The sequence below is a fragment of the Sphingomonas sanxanigenens DSM 19645 = NX02 genome (genome assembly GCF_000512205.2).
Classification (GTDB): Bacteria; Pseudomonadota; Alphaproteobacteria; order Sphingomonadales; family Sphingomonadaceae; genus Sphingomonas_D; species Sphingomonas_D sanxanigenens.
Genome location: NZ_CP006644.1, coordinates 4708207 through 4723753 on the forward strand (window position 1 = coordinate 4708207; position 15547 = coordinate 4723753).

Genomic DNA, 15547 nt, shown 5'->3' on the forward strand with positions numbered 1-15547 from the left:
TGGGAGGCCACCATGCTCGACGCGGGCAAGCTTGAGACGATGGCGCGCGTGGGCTTTGCCGCCCGCGGGCTGCTTTACGGCACGATCGGTGCGCTGACATTGATGCTGGGACGCACCGAAGACAATCAGGGTGCCCTCGGCTTCCTCAGTGGCAGCGGTGGCCGCATCCTGCTTGCGCTGATGGCGATCGGGTTTCTCGGCTATGGCGTGTGGCGCCTTTCGGAAGCGCTGATCGACAGCGACAACGCCGGCACCGACGCCGGCGGCATCGCCAAGCGCATCGGCGGCGCGATATCGGGCGGCATCCACTTCTTCCTGTGCCTCGCCGCGGTACGCCTCGCGCTCGGAGAGCATGGATCGGGCGGCGGCGATGCCGCGCAGCAGGGCGCATCGACCGCGCTTTCGCTGCCCGGTGGCAGCATCATGCTGGGGCTCGTCGCGATCATCCTGATCGGCGTCGGCGCCTATCAGGCCGTGAAGGCGATCAAGCTCGGCTTCCTCAGGCACCTCGATCCGCAGGTCGCCCGGCGCACCTGGATCGCATGGGTCGGCCGCGCCGGCTATCTGGCGCGCGGCACGGTGTTCGCGATCTCCGGCCTGTTCCTCGGCCGCGCCGCACTGGACGAAAGCGCGAGCCGCGCCGGCGGCATGGAACAGGCGCTGGATGCACTGCCGGCCACGCTGCAACTGATCGTCGCCGCGGGGTTCGTGATGTTCGGGGTCTTCAGCCTGATCGAAGCACGCTATCGCCGGATCAGCGATCCGCGCGTGGTCGATCGCCTCCGCGCCGCCGCCGCGCAGATGCGCTGAGGCCGATCAATTGGCAGGGTCGGGAACCAGCTCGACGACGTCGAGCACCGATTCGAAGCGCGGATAGGGCAGCACCAGGCGCCACCGCCCCGGCCCGATCCGCTCGACCGCGCCAGCGACGTCGCGATCGGGATGATAGCCATAATCCATCGCCATCGTCTCGTCGCCCAGCGCCATCGAGCCGAGGAAGATCATCCGCCGCGAGCCGTCGGGATAGGCATAACCCGCAGGGCGTTGCGATCCGTTGAGCTTTTCCATCCGGAACCCGGCGGGCGTGATGGTGGCGCGGCAACCGAAGGGCGGGTAGGCGACATAGCTCAGCCGCCCCTTGACCTGCGTGCCGAGCTTGACCACCCGGCAGCGATAATTGCCGGGTGGCAGATCGACCTGATCCAGCGCCGCATCGGGCACCAGCAACGCGCCCTCGCGGTCGATCTCGGCGCCATGGCCGTCCGCCCGCGCCACCGCCAGCGCCTCGACGAACGCCGTCCGCCATTCGCCGATCCGGCGCCGGTCCGCCGGGGTGGCGATACGGCGCCAGTCCGTGACGGCGGGCGCGCGGGCCGCGGCCTCGGGGGTCGCCGCGCCGCCACCGCAACCGGCAAGCGCGCCCAATCCGGCGATGAACAACGGCAGGCTCGCAGTGCGCACGACATTTCTCCCCACGGTCAACGCGACGCCTGCCAGCTTCGATCCTGCCGATGGCAGGAATGTGACGGCGATCAGGCCGTCCAGCCGCCGTCGATCGACAGGTTGGCGCCGGTGATCGCCTTGGCATCGTCTCCGCACAGATAGACGGCGAGCGCCGCGACCTGTTCGGAGGTGACGAACTCCTTGGTCGGCTGGCCGGCCAGCAGCACGTCGTGCAACACCTGCTCGCGCGTCATGTTGCGCGCTTTCATGGTGTCGGGGATCTGGTGCTCGACCAGCGGCGTCCAGACATAGCCCGGGCTGATCGCATTGACGGTGATGCCGTCGGTCGCGGTTTCGAGCGCCGCCGTCTTCACCAGCCCGGCAAGGCCGTGCTTCGCCGAGACATAGGCCGATTTGAAGGGCGAGGCGGTCTTGGAATGCGCCGAGGCGGTGCAGACGATGCGGCCCCATTTGCGCGCCTTCATGATCGGTATCGCGGCACGCATCGCATAGAAGGCGGAACTGAGGTTGATCGCGATCACCGCCTCCCACTTCTCCGGCGGAAATTCCTCGATCGGCGAGACGTGCTGGATGCCGGCGTTGCAGATCAGGATGTCGGGCGCCGCCGCCTCGACCATCGCGGCGATCTGTTCGTGCTTGGTCATGTCCGCGCCGTCATAGCCCGCCGTCACACCGAAATCGGCCTCGATGCTGCTGCGTTCCTTCTCGATGTCCTCGGGCTTGCCGAAGCCGTTGATGACGACATTGACGCCGACCGCCGCGAGCGCACGGGCATAGGCGAGGCCGATGCCCGAGGTGGAGCCGGTGACGAGCGCAGTCTTGCCCTTGAGCGACATCGAATTCTTCCTTTCGTCAGACTTGGGGGGCAGCAATCATGCGACGCTCGCTCGGCTCACTTGCGGGCGAGGTCGAAGGCGGCGGTCTTGCCGTCGAGGATGTTGCGCGCGACGACTTCCGAGCGCGACACGGTTTCCGCCACTGCGGCGCGGCCCGCGCTCCAATGCTCGTTCATCGTCCGCGCCGAGAATTCATAGTCGCGCGCACCGCCTTCCCAGGCATTGGCGCGATAGATCAGGTGGACGACGTTGACGGCAAATTCCTCGGCCTGCGCCTTCAGCGCCACGACATCGGGGTCGCCGCACATCTCCGCCGGCAGCTTGGCGAGCACGCGGCGGATCGTCTCGCGCTCGCGCCTGAGCTTCAGCAATGCGTCGCTGACCTGACGCGTGCGGCTGGAGAAGCGGATTTCCTTCTCGCGCGCCATCACGTCCATGATCGTGCGTGGCCGTTCCGCCACCGCGGAGAAAAGATCGACCTGGAACACGAGCATCTCGGCCCGCTGCGTTTCCAGCACGTAGGAAAGCGGGGTGTTGGAAACGAGGCCGCCATCCCACCACCAGCGCCCGTCGATCTCGACCGGCGGCAGGCCCGGCGGCAACGCGCCGGACGCCATGATGTGGCGGGCGTCGAGCCGCTCATGCGCGCTGTCGAAATAATGGAAATTGCCGTTCTCGATGTCGACCGCGCCGACCGCGATCCGCACCGGGCCATCGTTGAGCAGATCCCAGTCGACGAAGGCATCGAGCGTCTCGGCGAGCTGCGCGCTGTCATAGAAGCTCAGCGCCTCGCAACTTCCCGGCGGCGCCATCAGGGGCGGCCAGGAGCGCGGCTTGAAGAAGCCCGGCACTCCGAAGGTGGCGACGAAGCCCGCGGACCATTCGTGGATCGCCTCGCGCAGGCGGTCGTCCTGCCAGATCGGAAAGCTGGGCAGCCAGCCGCTCAGCCGATCCCAGAAGGCACGCAGACGCTCGACGCGCAGTTCGGGCGGATTGCCCGCGATCAGCGCGGCATTGACCGCGCCGATCGAGATGCCCGCGACGATATCGACCTCGATCGCCGCCTCGTGCAACGCGTCGTAGACGCCCGCCTGATACGAACCCAGCGCGCCGCCGCCCTGGAGGACCAGTGCCACTTCCTCGGGAAGGGGCAGCGCCTTGGACCGGGATCGGCGCAGGCGTCGGGGCTCTGAGTCTGCCATCGGCCCCTAGATGCGCGCTCCGCTGCGGTGCATCAAGAGGCACCGCGATGATCAATCGCCATTGCGGCTTCCGTCGATTGCAACCGTCCCGATTGCAACCAGATCGTCGCAGCCGCATTGTCCCCCGCACCAAGGGAGAGGCAAGATGCGGCTCGACGACGAAGCGCCCAGCAGCAATATCGAAGACCGGACCGGTGGCGGCGGGCGCGGCGGCTTCGGCCTGCCCGCGGCCGGATTGCTCGGCCTGGTCGGCAGCCGTTTCGGCTGCGGCGGCATCATCGCGCTCGTCGTCGTCGCGATGCTGCTCGGCCTCAATCCGCTGCAATTGCTGGGCGACGGTCAGTTGACCGCCCCTGCGCCGCGCCAGCAGCAGAGCGCGCCGGCGGGCGGGGCGGCCTCGACGATCGACCCGCAGGTCAAGGACATGGTGGCGCGCGTGCTCGGTTCCACCGAGCGGCGCTGGACCGCGCTGTTCGCGCGCAGCGGCGAGCGCTATGTGGAGCCGCGCCTGGTGCTCTACACCGAGAACGACCGCTCCGGCTGCGGCGCCGCGCAGGCGGCGATGGGCCCCTTCTACTGCCCCGCCGACCAGCGCATCTACCTCGACGTCACCTTCTTCAACGAACTCGCCACGCGCTTCCGGGCGCAGGGCGATTTCGCCGCCGCCTATGTTATTGCGCATGAAGTGGGTCATCACGTCCAGACGCTGACCGGCATCAACGAGAAGGTCCGCCGGGCGCAGGCCAATGCGAGCGAGGCGGAAGGCAATGCGCTGCAGGTGAAGATGGAACTGCAGGCGGATTGCTATGCCGGCGTGTGGGCGCGCAACGACGAAAATCTGATGGAGCCCGGCGATCTGGAAGAAGGGCTGACGGCCGCCGCGGCGATTGGTGACGACACGCTGCAGAAGGCGGCGGGCCGCCGCCCGGTTCCGGAAAGCTTCACCCACGGCTCCGCGGCGCAACGCGTCGAATGGCTGCGCCGCGGGTATCAATCGGGCGATCCCGCCGCGTGCGATACCTTCGCCGCGGGACGCTGAGGCCGCGTTTGATGGCATGCGGTTAACCCTATTTTCGTTATCTATGCTTAACGCCGTTGCATGCGTCGCGCGGGGCTGAAGCATGGATATGGTGGACGCGCGTTGGCGCTCGTGGTGCTGTGGCTGGCGCTGCTCGCGGCGCCGGCGGCAGCGCGCGCGGCGCCCAACCACTCGGACGCGGTCGTTCATCCGCAGGTTTGCCTGCTGAAGGCGGAACCGGGCATGACGCCGGCGGCGCTGTGGCAGACCCCCGACCGATTCGATTGCAGCGGCCCCCAGACGAGAAAGGGACCCGGCGATTTCTGGGTTCTCCTGCGCGGCTTCTCGATAAGGAACAGCGCGGTCGAACCGATGCAGCTGCGCTGGGGCAGCACCTGGCAGCAGCGGGTGCAGATCTATACCGTTCGGGCCGACGGCAGCGTCGCGACGACCGGTTTCCGATCCGACACCACCAGCCCCTATATCGAACTGGGCGCCTTCATCTCGGTGCCGCTGCCGACTGCGGACAGCCCGATCGTCGGCATCCTGGTCCATATCGGCGGTGCCGCGAATCAGCGCGGGGTGATGCTGACGCCCAGCATCGAACAGGTATCGCGCGGTGCGGGCCGCACACTGGCGCTTGCGGCGGCCTATTCGGCGTTCGGCGGGCTCGGCATCGCCCTTATCGTCTACAACCTGATGCTGTGGAGCGCGCTCAGGCTGCGCTTCCTGATCGATTACTGCGCGATGGTGGGCACCACCTTGTTCTATGGCGTGTCGTCGTCGGGCGCGCTTGCGTGGCTGTTGCCCTGGATCGACAACAATGACCGGCTACGCCTCAACTATCTGCTGCTCGCGCTCGTCGGCATCTGCGCGATGACCTTCGTGCGGCATTTCTTTGAGCCGAATGTGCTGCCCCCCCGCCTGCACCGGCTGATCAAGGCGAGCTGCGCGCTGGTATTCGCCACCGGCCTCGGCTTCACGCTGTTCGCGCCGCACGCGATCGCGCCGCTCGACCGCGCGTTCGCCTTCGCGATCGTGGCGATGCTCTGCACCTTGCCGGTGGTGATCTATTACGCGTGGCGCGCCCGCAGCCGCTATCTCGCCCTGTTCCTGCTCGCCTGGTCGGCGCCGATCCTGTTCGCGGCGCTGCGCACCGCGCATGGCCTGGGCTTCATCGCGCACTCCTTTTGGCTCGACAATTCGACCGTCGGCGCGATGATGATCGAGGCCCTGATCAGTTCGCTGGTCGTCGCGCATCGCATCGACACGCTGACGAAGGAACGGGACCGTGCCCGCCAGAGCGCGATCGAGGCCAGCGCGCTCGCGGACACCGACCCGCTGACCGGGCTGCTCAACCGCCGCGCCTTCCTGCGCGAGGCGGTGCGGGCGGGCAGCAACGGCCGCGGCCAGCGGCTGGTGCTGATCGACATCGACCATTTCAAGCGAATCAACGACCGGTTCGGCCATGATGCGGGCGATGAAGTGCTGCGGCGCGTCGCCACCATTCTCGACGACAGCGCGGAACTGCCTGCCGCGCGGCTGGGCGGCGAGGAGTTCGGCCTGTTGTCTCCATCGGGTCCCGGCGCGGTCGACCCCGAAGCGCTTCTGACGCGCGCACGCAACGCGACCATGCCGAACAATGCGCGCGTGACGCTGAGCATCGGCATCGCCGAAGGGTGCATCGCCAACGAAGCGGACTGGCAACGGCTTTACCGGCGCGCCGACATCGCGCTCTACCGCTCCAAACAGTCCGGCCGGGATCGCTGCTGCATGTGGACGGAAATGCTGGGCGACGAGGCCGCATAGAAAAGGGGCCCGGAGCGATGCTCCGGGCCCTCGTTCGTCATCCGCAAGGGATCGGCCGATCCTAGAAGCTGCGCGTGTAGCTGTCGGTGCCGACGGTACCGCGGCGCTCGTCCTTGTCGCCGAACAGCGCCTGGCGATCCTCTTCGTCACGCCACGCCGACTGCGCCTGTTGCGCGGTCTTCTCAAGGATCACGCGATCATCGACGCGGTCGATCCAGCGCGACGGGATGCTGTGGTGATGGCCGCCGGCATCCTTGTCGTTCTTGGTCAGCAGAATACGATCACCGCGCACCTTGTCGACGATGCCGACATGCACGCCATCGGAACCGACGACCTCCATATGCTCGGTCACCAGCGCGAGACTGCCCCGCTGGGTTTCGCGACGCGTGCGCCAGTTGGCGAAGTCGGTGTCGAACTTGCTCTGATGCTCGCGCCGATATTCGTCATAATCCTGGTCGAACAGCGAGTTCTGCCGCTCACGCCACTCGACATAGCTGCCGCGGCTGTCATCGTCGTGGCCACGGTCGCGATGCCGGCTGCGAACGTCGCGGTCGGCGGCACCACGCTGCTCGCCCCAATCGCGGGTGCGGCCCCGTTCCTCGCCATAGCCGCCATAGCTTCGGCCGTAAGCGCGCCCGGTGCCGTAGCCGCTGCCATAGCGATCGCCATAGCCCTGCTCGCGCTCGTAGCGCTCGTCATAGCGATGGTCATATTCGCGGCGGCGCTCCGCCTCGTCGTCTCCGAACCAGGAACGGACTTCATCCCCGGCGCGCGAGAGGAACCCACGCTCGTCATAGTCATAGTCGGCCGGGCGGCCATAGTCTGACCGACCATAGCCGGACCGGCCGTAGCCGCGGTCATCGCGCTCCTGCCCGCGCAAACGCGCATCGCGGTCGCTGAACCCGCCATAGCGATTCTCGCCGCGATATCCGCCCTGCTCGCGGCCATAGCCATGGCCATAGCCTTGACGGTCCTCGTCGCGATAGCGGTCGCGGAAGCGGTCGTTGCGTTCGTAACCCATCTGAATCACCCTCCTGAGGTGTCTATGTCGCGGGCGAGCTTTTGAAGCCGTTGCGGCTGGTCGCGCGCCCATCGGACATCCCCAGAATGTGCCTGAAACGCCCACGTTCCGGCGCGCGTGACGACGCGTGCGCTTCGGCGGACGAACCGTCGGTCGCGGCCGCAACGACTGATAAGGATCAAGCGAACTGCCTATTGCGTCCCGCGAAAGGGATCGCTAGAGGGACGCCTCCCGTCGATAGCGGGGGTGGAGCGGGGCTGTAGCTCAGATGGGAGAGCGCTGCAATCGCACTGCAGAGGTCAGGGGTTCGATTCCCCTCAGCTCCACCAACTTCCCGGGTTGATGTCCTGAGAGACCGGGACCGGAGATGCCTGGGAGGAACGGCATCGGCAACATCGCACCATGCAGCCGGCAGCGCGATGCCCACGATCGGGAATCCGACAGTCATGGTCGCGCGAACTCGCGGATCGATGGTCGCATCGGCGGCGGACAGCCACCGCCCGGACAAGCTTCACGCACCGAGCAGCGCGGCCTCGGTGTAGAAGCCCAGGATCTCTGGCGTATAATCCAGCTGCTGGTCGAAGCCCGCCTTGCGCATATCGCCCCAGATGCGCCCCAGATGCGCGCAGGTGATGCTCAGCGCATCGCCCTGCTCGGTCTCGATGATGTCGAGGATGCCGATCTTCGCCAGCGTGCGCGCATCCAAGCTGCTATGTAACCCTACTGAGTCAGAAGAAGGGGGGATTCGGTACCGGCGCAGATGTGATAGGCTCGGTGATTCAAACTGAGCTGGAGGGTCGGGATGGAGGGTCGCTGGACGGAGGAGATTGAAGCGCGTTTTGACGCTTATGTCGATCGTCTTGTGAAAGTGATCGGGCATGCGGACCGAGCCGAACCGTTGAGGGATTATTGCACGGGACTGCTGCTTCCCGTGGAGCGCAAGAGCGTGGAGCCGCTGGCGGCGGTGGTTCGGCCTGACCGGGTATCGGCGAAACACCAGTCGCTGCTGCATTTCGTGGGTCAGGGCGGCTGGTCGGACGAGGCGCTGATGGCGTGTGTCCGCGAGCAGGTTCTGCCGGTGGTGGAGCGCGACGGCCCGGTCGAGGCCTGGATCATCGACGACACGGGCTTTCCCAAGAAGGGGAAGCATTCGGTCGGCGTGGCGCGGCAATATTGCGGACAACTCGGCAAGACCGAGAACTGCCAGGTGATGGTCAGCCTGTCGTTGGCGACCGAGACGGCGAGCCTGCCGGTTGCGCACCGGCTGTTCCTGCCGGAGGCCTGGGCGAACGACGCCGAGCGGCGGCGCAAGGCCAGGGTGCCCGAGGATATCCCCTTCCGGTCCAAGACCGGGATCGCGCTCGATCAGCTCGCGGCGGCGATCGCGCAAGGCTTGCCGCCAGGCGTCGTGCTGGCCGATGCCGGCTATGGCGGCGCCGCCGATTTCCGCCAGGGCGTGACCGATCTGGGCTTAGCCTACGCGGTCGCGATCCGCCCCATCACCAATGTCTGGCGCCCCGGCGAGGCGCCGCCGCCACGCTCCAGAACGCACCGCCGTGGCCCTCGGCCAGGTGAGCAGAAGCTGCCCAAGCACGCTCATCAACCGGTTCAGGTCAAGGCGCTCGCGCTCGAGTTGCCCGACAGCGCGTGGCAGACCGTGACCTGCCGCCAGGGATCGAGCGAACCGCTCGGCGGACGCTTCGCTTTCCTGCGGCTATGCTGTGCCAATGGCGATGGCCTGCGCGCCAATCCTTCCCCCGAGCTATGGCTCATGATCGAATGGCCACAAGGCGACCCCGAACCCGCCCGCTTCTGGCTCTCCACCCTGCCAGCCGACATCGCCACGACCGAACTCGTCCGCCTCACAAAGCTGCGCTGGCGCATCGAGCGCGACTATCTCGATCTCAAGCAGCAATGCGGCCTCGGCCACTATGAAGGCCGCGGATGGCGCGGCTTCCACCACCATGTCACCCTATGCATCGCCGCCTACGGATTCCTCATCTCCCAAATGGAGACGATTCCCCCCTCAGCCCTCCACCATCCGCTATCCCGCCAAAAACCTCCCATTCCCAAAGCCTATATCCCGCGCGGCGCTCCCCGTTCGGCCGCAGCGCCATGTCCATGACTCCATCGCCACCATCCGCATCCACCTCGCCGCCGCCATCGTCAGGCGCCTAGCTCGATGTCCCTGCTGTCTCGCGCCTCAATCCAATATCCGATCTTTATGACGCAGTAGGGGTAATCGATATACGCAACTTCCCGGCACGGCGCCCGCCGCGCCGCCGTCTCTCAGGCGGCGATCTTCGCGCCCTCCTCTGCCTCCTTCATCACGCTCAGCAGGCCACGCGCCTGGTTGACCGCGCCGTCGCTGGCGATGCCGACGAAGGGCCGGTCGGGCTCGTCGTCGATCCGGCGCTGCTGCGCCTCCAGCGTCTCCTCATCCTCGCTGATGGTGTCGAAGAACTGGTCGAACAGCACCTCCGGCACGCCGCTCTCGCGGGGCGCGGTGGTGCAGATCGTCCACAGATAGTGGCTCGTCGTTTCGGTTTCGGGCGTGATGAAATGGTTGTTCGCCAGCATGAAGCCGTTGTCGCGCCTGCCTTCATAGGCCCCCGTGCCGACCTCGCAGCCGCCGGCGTTGACGCGGCACGTCATGCCGATACCGGGTTCGAAGCGCACCTCCTGCCAGCGATCGACGCGTCCCTTGAAGCCGCCGGCATCGACATAGGATTTGGGCGGGATCGAATTGGGCATCTTGCGCAGCAAGGTCACGCGGCGCCCGTCGAATTCCACCTTGGTATCGGCGTTGTAATGCTGTTCCGGATTCCCGCCGATCGTGCGCGCATGGATATAGGGCACGTGCGTCAGGTCCATGATGTTGTCGATGATGAGCTGCCAGTTGGACTGGACCGGGAAGTTGTAGGGCCGCCAAGTCCAGGCGGGATCATTATGTTCCGGGCTGTCGACGATGATGCCCGGATCCGCCAGCGCAGGCTCGCCCATCCAGATCCAGATCAGATGATCCTTCTCGACGACCGGATAGTGGCGGACATTGGCGGACGCGGGAATGCGCGCCTGGTTGGGGATGCGGGTGCAGGTGCCGTGCCCGTCGAACTCGACGCCATGGTAGCAGCAGCGGATGACGTTGCCGTCGACATGGCCGGCCGAGAGCGGCATCGCGCGGTGGCTGCAGCGATCCTCGAGCGCGGCGATCTCGCCGCCTTCGGTCCGGAACAGAACCACCGGCTTGTTCAGATACTTGCGGCCCAGCGTTTTGCCCGGCTCGATATCGGCAGCGAAGGCGGCCACATACCATGCATTGTAAATGAACATGCAACTCTCCGTTTCTCGGCCGGGCGCAGGGCGCCGGCGTGGCTTCGTTGTTTGCGCCGATTATGGGTCCGCGGCGCGCCGCCGCCAATCGCTATCCAATAAAGCCATAGGAAAAGCGGGAAATGAGGACAGCGAAGCGGAAACAGCGCACGACCGCGCCGCCTAGCGGAGGTAGAGCCCGCCATTCATGTCGAGCGTCGCCCCCACGAAGAAGCCGCCGCGGTCCGACGCGAGCAATGCCGTTGCCGCCGCGATCTCCCCCACCGCCATGAACCGCCCGGCCGGCACCTCCGCCTCGACCCGCGCGATCTGCTCGGGCGAGAGGCGCGCCTTGGCGGTATCGATCGGGCCCGGCGCGATCGCATTCACGGTCACCCCGGTCCCTGCGAGGTAGCGGGCGAAATATTTGGTCAGCATGATCGCCCCGGCCTTCGACGCGGCATAATGGGGCGATGCCACCGTCCCGCCATTCTGCCCCGCCAGCGAGGTGATGTTGACGATCCGGCCATAGCCGTTGGCGCGCATATGTTCGGAAAAGATCTGGCAGCTCAGGAACACCGAGCGCATGTTGATCTGGACGATCGCGTCGAACTCCTCGGGGCTGATCTCCTGCGTCGGCGTGCGCTTGGCGAAACCGGCATTGTTGACGACGATGTCCACCTTCCCCCACCGGCCGGTGATGGCGTCCAGCGCGGTTAGGAAATGATCCTTCTCGCGCACGTCGAGCGGCAGCGCGACGGCGGTTGCGCCGGTGGCATCGAGCGATCCGGCCACGGCCTGCGCGACCGCGAGGTCGATGTCGCTCACCGCCACGCGTCCGCCCCCGGCATGGATCTCGCGCGCCACCGCCTCGCCGACGCCGCGGCCACCGCCGGTGACCAGCGCGGTACGCCCCGCGAAGGAAAAGCTGCCATTTGCAGGGAGCTGGAAAGTCTCGTCCATGGTTCGTCCCGAAATCGAGAAAGGAGGGGAAGGCGTCGTGCGCCTTCCCCGGCGGTCGTCGTTTACGGACGCACCGACAGCGTCACGCCATAGGTCCGCGGCGTGTTCGTGAAGATTTTCCAATAGGTCGTGCCGTTGCCCGGCACCGCGAGGAAGGCGGTGATATCGTCGGCATTGACGATCTGATAGTTGTTGGTGAGGTTCTTGCCCCAGATGCCGACCGTCCAGCGGCCATCGGCGCTTTCATAATTCAGCCGTGCGTTGAGCGTCCGCCCCCGGGTGTCGTCGTGGAGATTGTCGTAGAGCCGCAGCGTGTTCGCGTCGTCGGTCGAGATGCGGGACGAATAGTTGAAATCGGCCTGCGGCGTCAGCTTCGCGCCGCTCACAAACTCCAGATCATAGCTGGCACCGATGGTGAAGCTGTCGCGCGGTGCGAACTTGGCCGGATTGCCCGAATAATCGAGATTGACCAGAGGATCGCGCAGGTCGGTATAGTTGCCGACGAGGTGCGTGTAATTCCCGGTCAGGCGCAGGCCATCGACCGGGCGCAGCACCGATTCGATTTCCCAGCCCTTCATCTTGAGCGTGCCGTTATAGGTATGGGCGATGCCGCCTGCGCCCGAGAAGTTCTGGAGATTCTTCGTCTTCTGCTGGAACAGCGCGACGTTGAAGTCGAGCCGGTTGTCGAACAGCCGCGTCTTCGCGCCGATCTCGTAATTCTGCGCCTTTTCGGGTTCGAGCGGAATCGTCGGGTTGAGGTAGGCATTGTCGACGAAGCCGCCCGACTTGAAGCCCTTCGCCCAGGTCGCATAGAGATTCACATTGTCCGTCGGGCGGTATTTCACGGTCACGCGCGGCGTGAACGCGTTCCACGTCTTGCCCCCCGATGCGTTCACCTCGCCCGGAAAGCCGAACCCCGGGATCGCCCCCGGATCGGTGGTGGAAAAGGCGCGATAGTCGATCGTCTTGCGGTCGGAGGTGTAGCGCCCGCCCGCCACCAGCGACAGCCCGTCGACGACCTCGAAGGTCGCCTCACCGAACGCCGCAAGGCTGCGGACATTGCCATCCTGCATGCGCGTGATGTTGGTGACGCCGGGGTTGCGGCGCACGCTGGCGTTCACCGCCGATCCGGGCAGCGGGCTGTAGAAGAAGATGTTGGTCGTCGAGACGTCGGCGGACAGATAATAGGCGCCGACCACGTAAGAGAGCCGCCCCGGCGCCGAAGCGAAGCGCACCTCCTGCGTGAAGCTGCGATTCTTCACCACCTGCCGGCGATCGAAGACCGGCACCACCGTCGCCACCGGCACATCGTCGTTGATCGCGCGGCTGTCGTTCATGCGATAGCCGGTGATGGCGGTCAGCGTACCGCCCAGAACCTCGAGGTCGCCGCGCAGATAGCCGCCGCGCAGCCGCTGGCGATAGGGGGAGCGGGCGAAGTCGTTGTTCGTCCACTCGCCGTCGTCATAGTCGCCGAAGGTGGCGGGGATGCGCTGGACGCCGCCGATGCCGAGGCCGATCGCGCCGCCATTGCCGTCCGTATAGCTATAGTCGCCCGAAAGGACGATGCTGAGCGTCTCGGTCGGCTTGAACAGCAGCTTGCCGCGCACCGCGATCCCGTCGGTCTTGCCATAGCTGCCGCTCTGGTTGGGCGTGTCGATGAGGCCGTCGGCGGATTCGGTGCTGAACGCGAAGCGCGCAGCGATCTTGTCGTCGACGAGGACGCCGTTCACCATCCCCTCGGTGCGGACATAGCCGGCATTGCCCGCGGTCACCTGGCCGAACCAGTCCGTCCGCATTTCCGGATTGTTGGTGATGACGGCGATCGCGCCGCCCACCACGTTGCGGCCGAACAACGTGCCCTGCGGCCCGCGCAGCACTTCCACGCGCTGGGTGTCGAAGAAATTGGCGTTCAGGTCGTTGTTGAACACATAATAGACGTCGTCCATGAAATAGGCGACCGGCGTGTCCAGCGTGGCGGTGCGGAAGGTCGAGACATTGCCGCGGACCGCGACGATCGACAGCGACTTGTCGGCCGTGTTGATGGTGATGCCGGGCATCTGCTGCGTCAGCGCGGCGGGGCTGAAGACCTGCGCCGTGCGAAGCTGCTCGCCCCCGAAGGCGGCGATCGAGAATGGCACCTCGCGCACCGTCGACGAACGGCGCTCCGCAGTCACGATGATGTCCTCGGGCAGCGCACCGGACGGGGTCGCGGCATCCGCCGCGCTGGCCGGCGTGGCGGCATCCGCCGCGGTGGCCGTCTGCGCATCCTGACCAGCCTGCGCCAGCGCCGGCGCCGATGCCAGCATGGCGGTGATCGCGCACATCGCGGACGTTGTTCTGAAGCTGAAAGGCACTGGCTGGTCTCCCCTAAACATCGCGGCTTGGTGCCGCCTGGCGACCGTGAAGCAGCAAAACGGAACGGCGTGCAACAGCATCATCCCGATTATTGAATGGTCCGACCACATTCCGATTGGGGCCGCGGGGCGCCAGCTTCTAGCGAGGAAGCACGGATTTCACGCGCTTCGATCCAGCCAGGTCGGGGCGAGGCTGAACAACAGGGATATGAGGAAGAGGCTGAGCCATGCAGTCCAGTGATAGCGCCGAGATGACGAGGGTAGGGCCGGGCACGGTCATGGGCACGATGATGCGCCAATATTGGCTGCCCGCCTGCCTGTCGTCCGAAGTGACCGCCGATGGCGATCCCGTACGCCTGATGATCCTGTGCGAAAAGCTGATCGCGTTCCGCGACAGCTCGGGCCGCGTCGGCATCATGGATCATCGCTGCCCGCATCGCTGCGCGTCGCTGTTCATCGGTCGCAACGAGCAGAACGGCATCCGCTGCGTCTATCATGGCTGGAAGTTCGACGTGGACGGCAAGTGCGTCGACATGCCGTCGGTGCCCGCGCGCATGGACTTCAAGGACAAGGTTCACGCCAAGGCCTACAAGACGCACGAGGCCAACGGCCTGATCTGGGTCTATATGGGCGAGAACCAGGCCAGCCCGCCGCCGCTGCCCGAGATCGAGGCGACGATGCACCCGGAAGCCGAGATCTGGTGCCTGCAGCGCGACTGCAACTGGCTGCAGGCGCTGGAGGGCGATATCGACACCAGCCATGTCGGCTTCCTGCATGTCGGCTCGATCGAGGCGGACGATCTGGACGAGGATCATCCGATGCGCCCGACCGTGCTCGACCGCGCGCCCGAATATGAAGTCGCGCAGTCGGACTGGGGCGTCATGTATGGCGGCTATCGGCCGAACGACGATGGCCAGATGAGCTGGCGCGTCGCGCATTTCATGTTCCCGTTCTGGACGCAGACGCCGAACAACCGCTTCGCGACGCGCGCGATCGCGCGCGCCTGGGTGCCGATGGACGATGAGCATTCGATGCTGTTCGACATCACCTGCGGCGTGGATGCGGGCAACCCCGCCTACACCTCCACTCTGAAGGACGGCACGCCGCTGTTCGCGCCGCTCGCCTACGCGCCCAACACCACCGACTGGTTCGGCCGCTGGCGCTCGCCCGACAGCGAGAAGAATGATTGGGCGATCGATCGCGAATCGCAGCGCAACGGCACCCAGTTCACCGGCATCGCCAACATCACGATGCAGGATCAGGCGGTGACCGAGAGCATGGGGCCGATCACCGACCACAGCTTCGAAAATCTGGCGCCCACCGACCAGATGATCGCCCGCGTCCGCCGCCGGGTGCTGCTTGCGGCGCGCGCGCTCGCCAACAAGGGCACGCTGCCGCCCGGCATCGAGGATCCAAGCATCTTCTATCGCGCGCGTGCGGGTTCCTTCCTGCACGATCCCGGCGATACGCTCGCCAACGCCTACACGTCTGCGCTGGCGAAAGCCGTGCGTTGGCCCGAAACGATCGAGGCGGCCGAATAGGATGATGAACCGCGGGCCGGTGCGATC

At 66.2% G+C, this 15547-nt stretch carries 13 protein-coding genes and 1 tRNA gene; 6 read left to right on the top strand and 8 right to left on the bottom strand.

The genetic code is table 11. The annotated features are described in order from the left end of the window. Positions 1 to 12: 12 nt before the first annotated feature. The gene (locus NX02_RS21660; protein ID WP_025294259.1) at positions 13 to 810 is read left to right on the top strand and encodes a DUF1206 domain-containing protein; all 798 of its coding nucleotides are present in this window, start codon (positions 13 to 15) and stop codon (positions 808 to 810) included. A gap of 6 nt (positions 811 to 816) precedes the next feature. Here NX02_RS21660 and NX02_RS21665 read toward each other — a convergent pair whose 3' ends face one another. The 3 genes from NX02_RS21665 to NX02_RS21675 all read right to left on the bottom strand — a co-directional run bounded on the left by NX02_RS21665 (position 817) and on the right by NX02_RS21675 (position 3502). Further along, a complete protein-coding gene (locus NX02_RS21665; protein ID WP_245648666.1) occupies positions 817 to 1461 on the bottom strand; it encodes a DUF4893 domain-containing protein in 645 nt (214 codons plus the stop codon). Between the two features lie 71 nt (positions 1462 to 1532). Beyond that, the gene (locus NX02_RS21670) at positions 1533 to 2300 is read right to left on the bottom strand and encodes a 3-hydroxybutyrate dehydrogenase (protein ID WP_025294261.1); all 768 of its coding nucleotides are present in this window, start codon (positions 2298 to 2300) and stop codon (positions 1533 to 1535) included. Between the two features lie 56 nt (positions 2301 to 2356). Next, positions 2357 to 3502: a patatin-like phospholipase family protein gene (locus NX02_RS21675; protein ID WP_025294262.1), complete on the bottom strand. Its 1146-nt coding sequence runs from the start codon at positions 3500 to 3502 to the stop codon at positions 2357 to 2359. Positions 3503 to 3647: 145 nt separating this feature from the next. Here NX02_RS21675 and ypfJ point away from each other — a divergent pair, with 145 nt between their 5' ends. Continuing rightward, positions 3648 to 4541 carry a KPN_02809 family neutral zinc metallopeptidase gene (gene ypfJ / locus NX02_RS21680; RefSeq protein WP_025294263.1) on the top strand — a complete coding sequence of 298 codons (894 nt, stop codon included), beginning with the start codon at positions 3648 to 3650 and terminating at the stop codon, positions 4539 to 4541. Positions 4542 to 4652: 111 nt separating this feature from the next. After that, a complete protein-coding gene (locus NX02_RS21685; RefSeq protein ID WP_245648893.1) occupies positions 4653 to 6329 on the top strand; it encodes a sensor domain-containing diguanylate cyclase in 1677 nt (558 codons plus the stop codon). Between the two features lie 61 nt (positions 6330 to 6390). Here NX02_RS21685 and NX02_RS21690 read toward each other — a convergent pair whose 3' ends face one another. Next, positions 6391 to 7350 (bottom strand): DUF2171 domain-containing protein, encoded by a 960-nt coding sequence (locus NX02_RS21690; protein ID WP_025294265.1) that lies wholly within the window; start codon positions 7348 to 7350, stop codon positions 6391 to 6393. Positions 7351 to 7603: 253 nt separating this feature from the next. Between NX02_RS21690 and NX02_RS21695 the strand changes: the two genes are divergently transcribed. Beyond that, positions 7604 to 7679: transfer RNA gene (locus tag NX02_RS21695), tRNA-Ala, on the top strand. 182 nt (positions 7680 to 7861) lie between these two features. On the opposite strand, the gene NX02_RS21700 is transcribed toward NX02_RS21695, so the two are convergent. Continuing rightward, a complete protein-coding gene (locus tag NX02_RS21700) occupies positions 7862 to 8056 on the bottom strand; it encodes a hypothetical protein (protein ID WP_025294266.1) in 195 nt (64 codons plus the stop codon). 96 nt (positions 8057 to 8152) lie between these two features. On the opposite strand from NX02_RS21700, the gene NX02_RS21705 reads away from it, so the two are divergent. After that, on the top strand, positions 8153 to 9475 hold the full coding sequence (locus NX02_RS21705) for an IS701 family transposase (protein WP_025290687.1): 1323 nt from the start codon (positions 8153 to 8155) through the stop codon (positions 9473 to 9475). Positions 9476 to 9639: 164 nt separating this feature from the next. Here the strand turns inward: NX02_RS21705 and NX02_RS21710 are convergent, their stop codons facing one another. The 3 genes from NX02_RS21710 to NX02_RS21720 form a co-directional block, all read right to left on the bottom strand. Next, complete coding sequence (locus tag NX02_RS21710) at positions 9640 to 10683, bottom strand: aromatic ring-hydroxylating oxygenase subunit alpha (RefSeq protein ID WP_025294267.1); 1044 nt, start codon at positions 10681 to 10683, stop codon at positions 9640 to 9642. A 162-nt stretch (positions 10684 to 10845) separates the two neighbouring features. Beyond that, on the bottom strand, positions 10846 to 11625 hold the full coding sequence (locus tag NX02_RS21715; RefSeq protein ID WP_025294268.1) for an SDR family NAD(P)-dependent oxidoreductase: 780 nt from the start codon (positions 11623 to 11625) through the stop codon (positions 10846 to 10848). A 62-nt stretch (positions 11626 to 11687) separates the two neighbouring features. Beyond that, the gene (locus NX02_RS21720) at positions 11688 to 13979 is read right to left on the bottom strand and encodes a TonB-dependent receptor (RefSeq protein WP_039996771.1); all 2292 of its coding nucleotides are present in this window, start codon (positions 13977 to 13979) and stop codon (positions 11688 to 11690) included. A 227-nt stretch (positions 13980 to 14206) separates the two neighbouring features. Here NX02_RS21720 and NX02_RS21725 point away from each other — a divergent pair, with 227 nt between their 5' ends. Then, positions 14207 to 15520 (top strand): Rieske 2Fe-2S domain-containing protein, encoded by a 1314-nt coding sequence (locus NX02_RS21725; protein ID WP_025294271.1) that lies wholly within the window; start codon positions 14207 to 14209, stop codon positions 15518 to 15520. Positions 15521 to 15547: the final 27 nt, after the last annotated feature.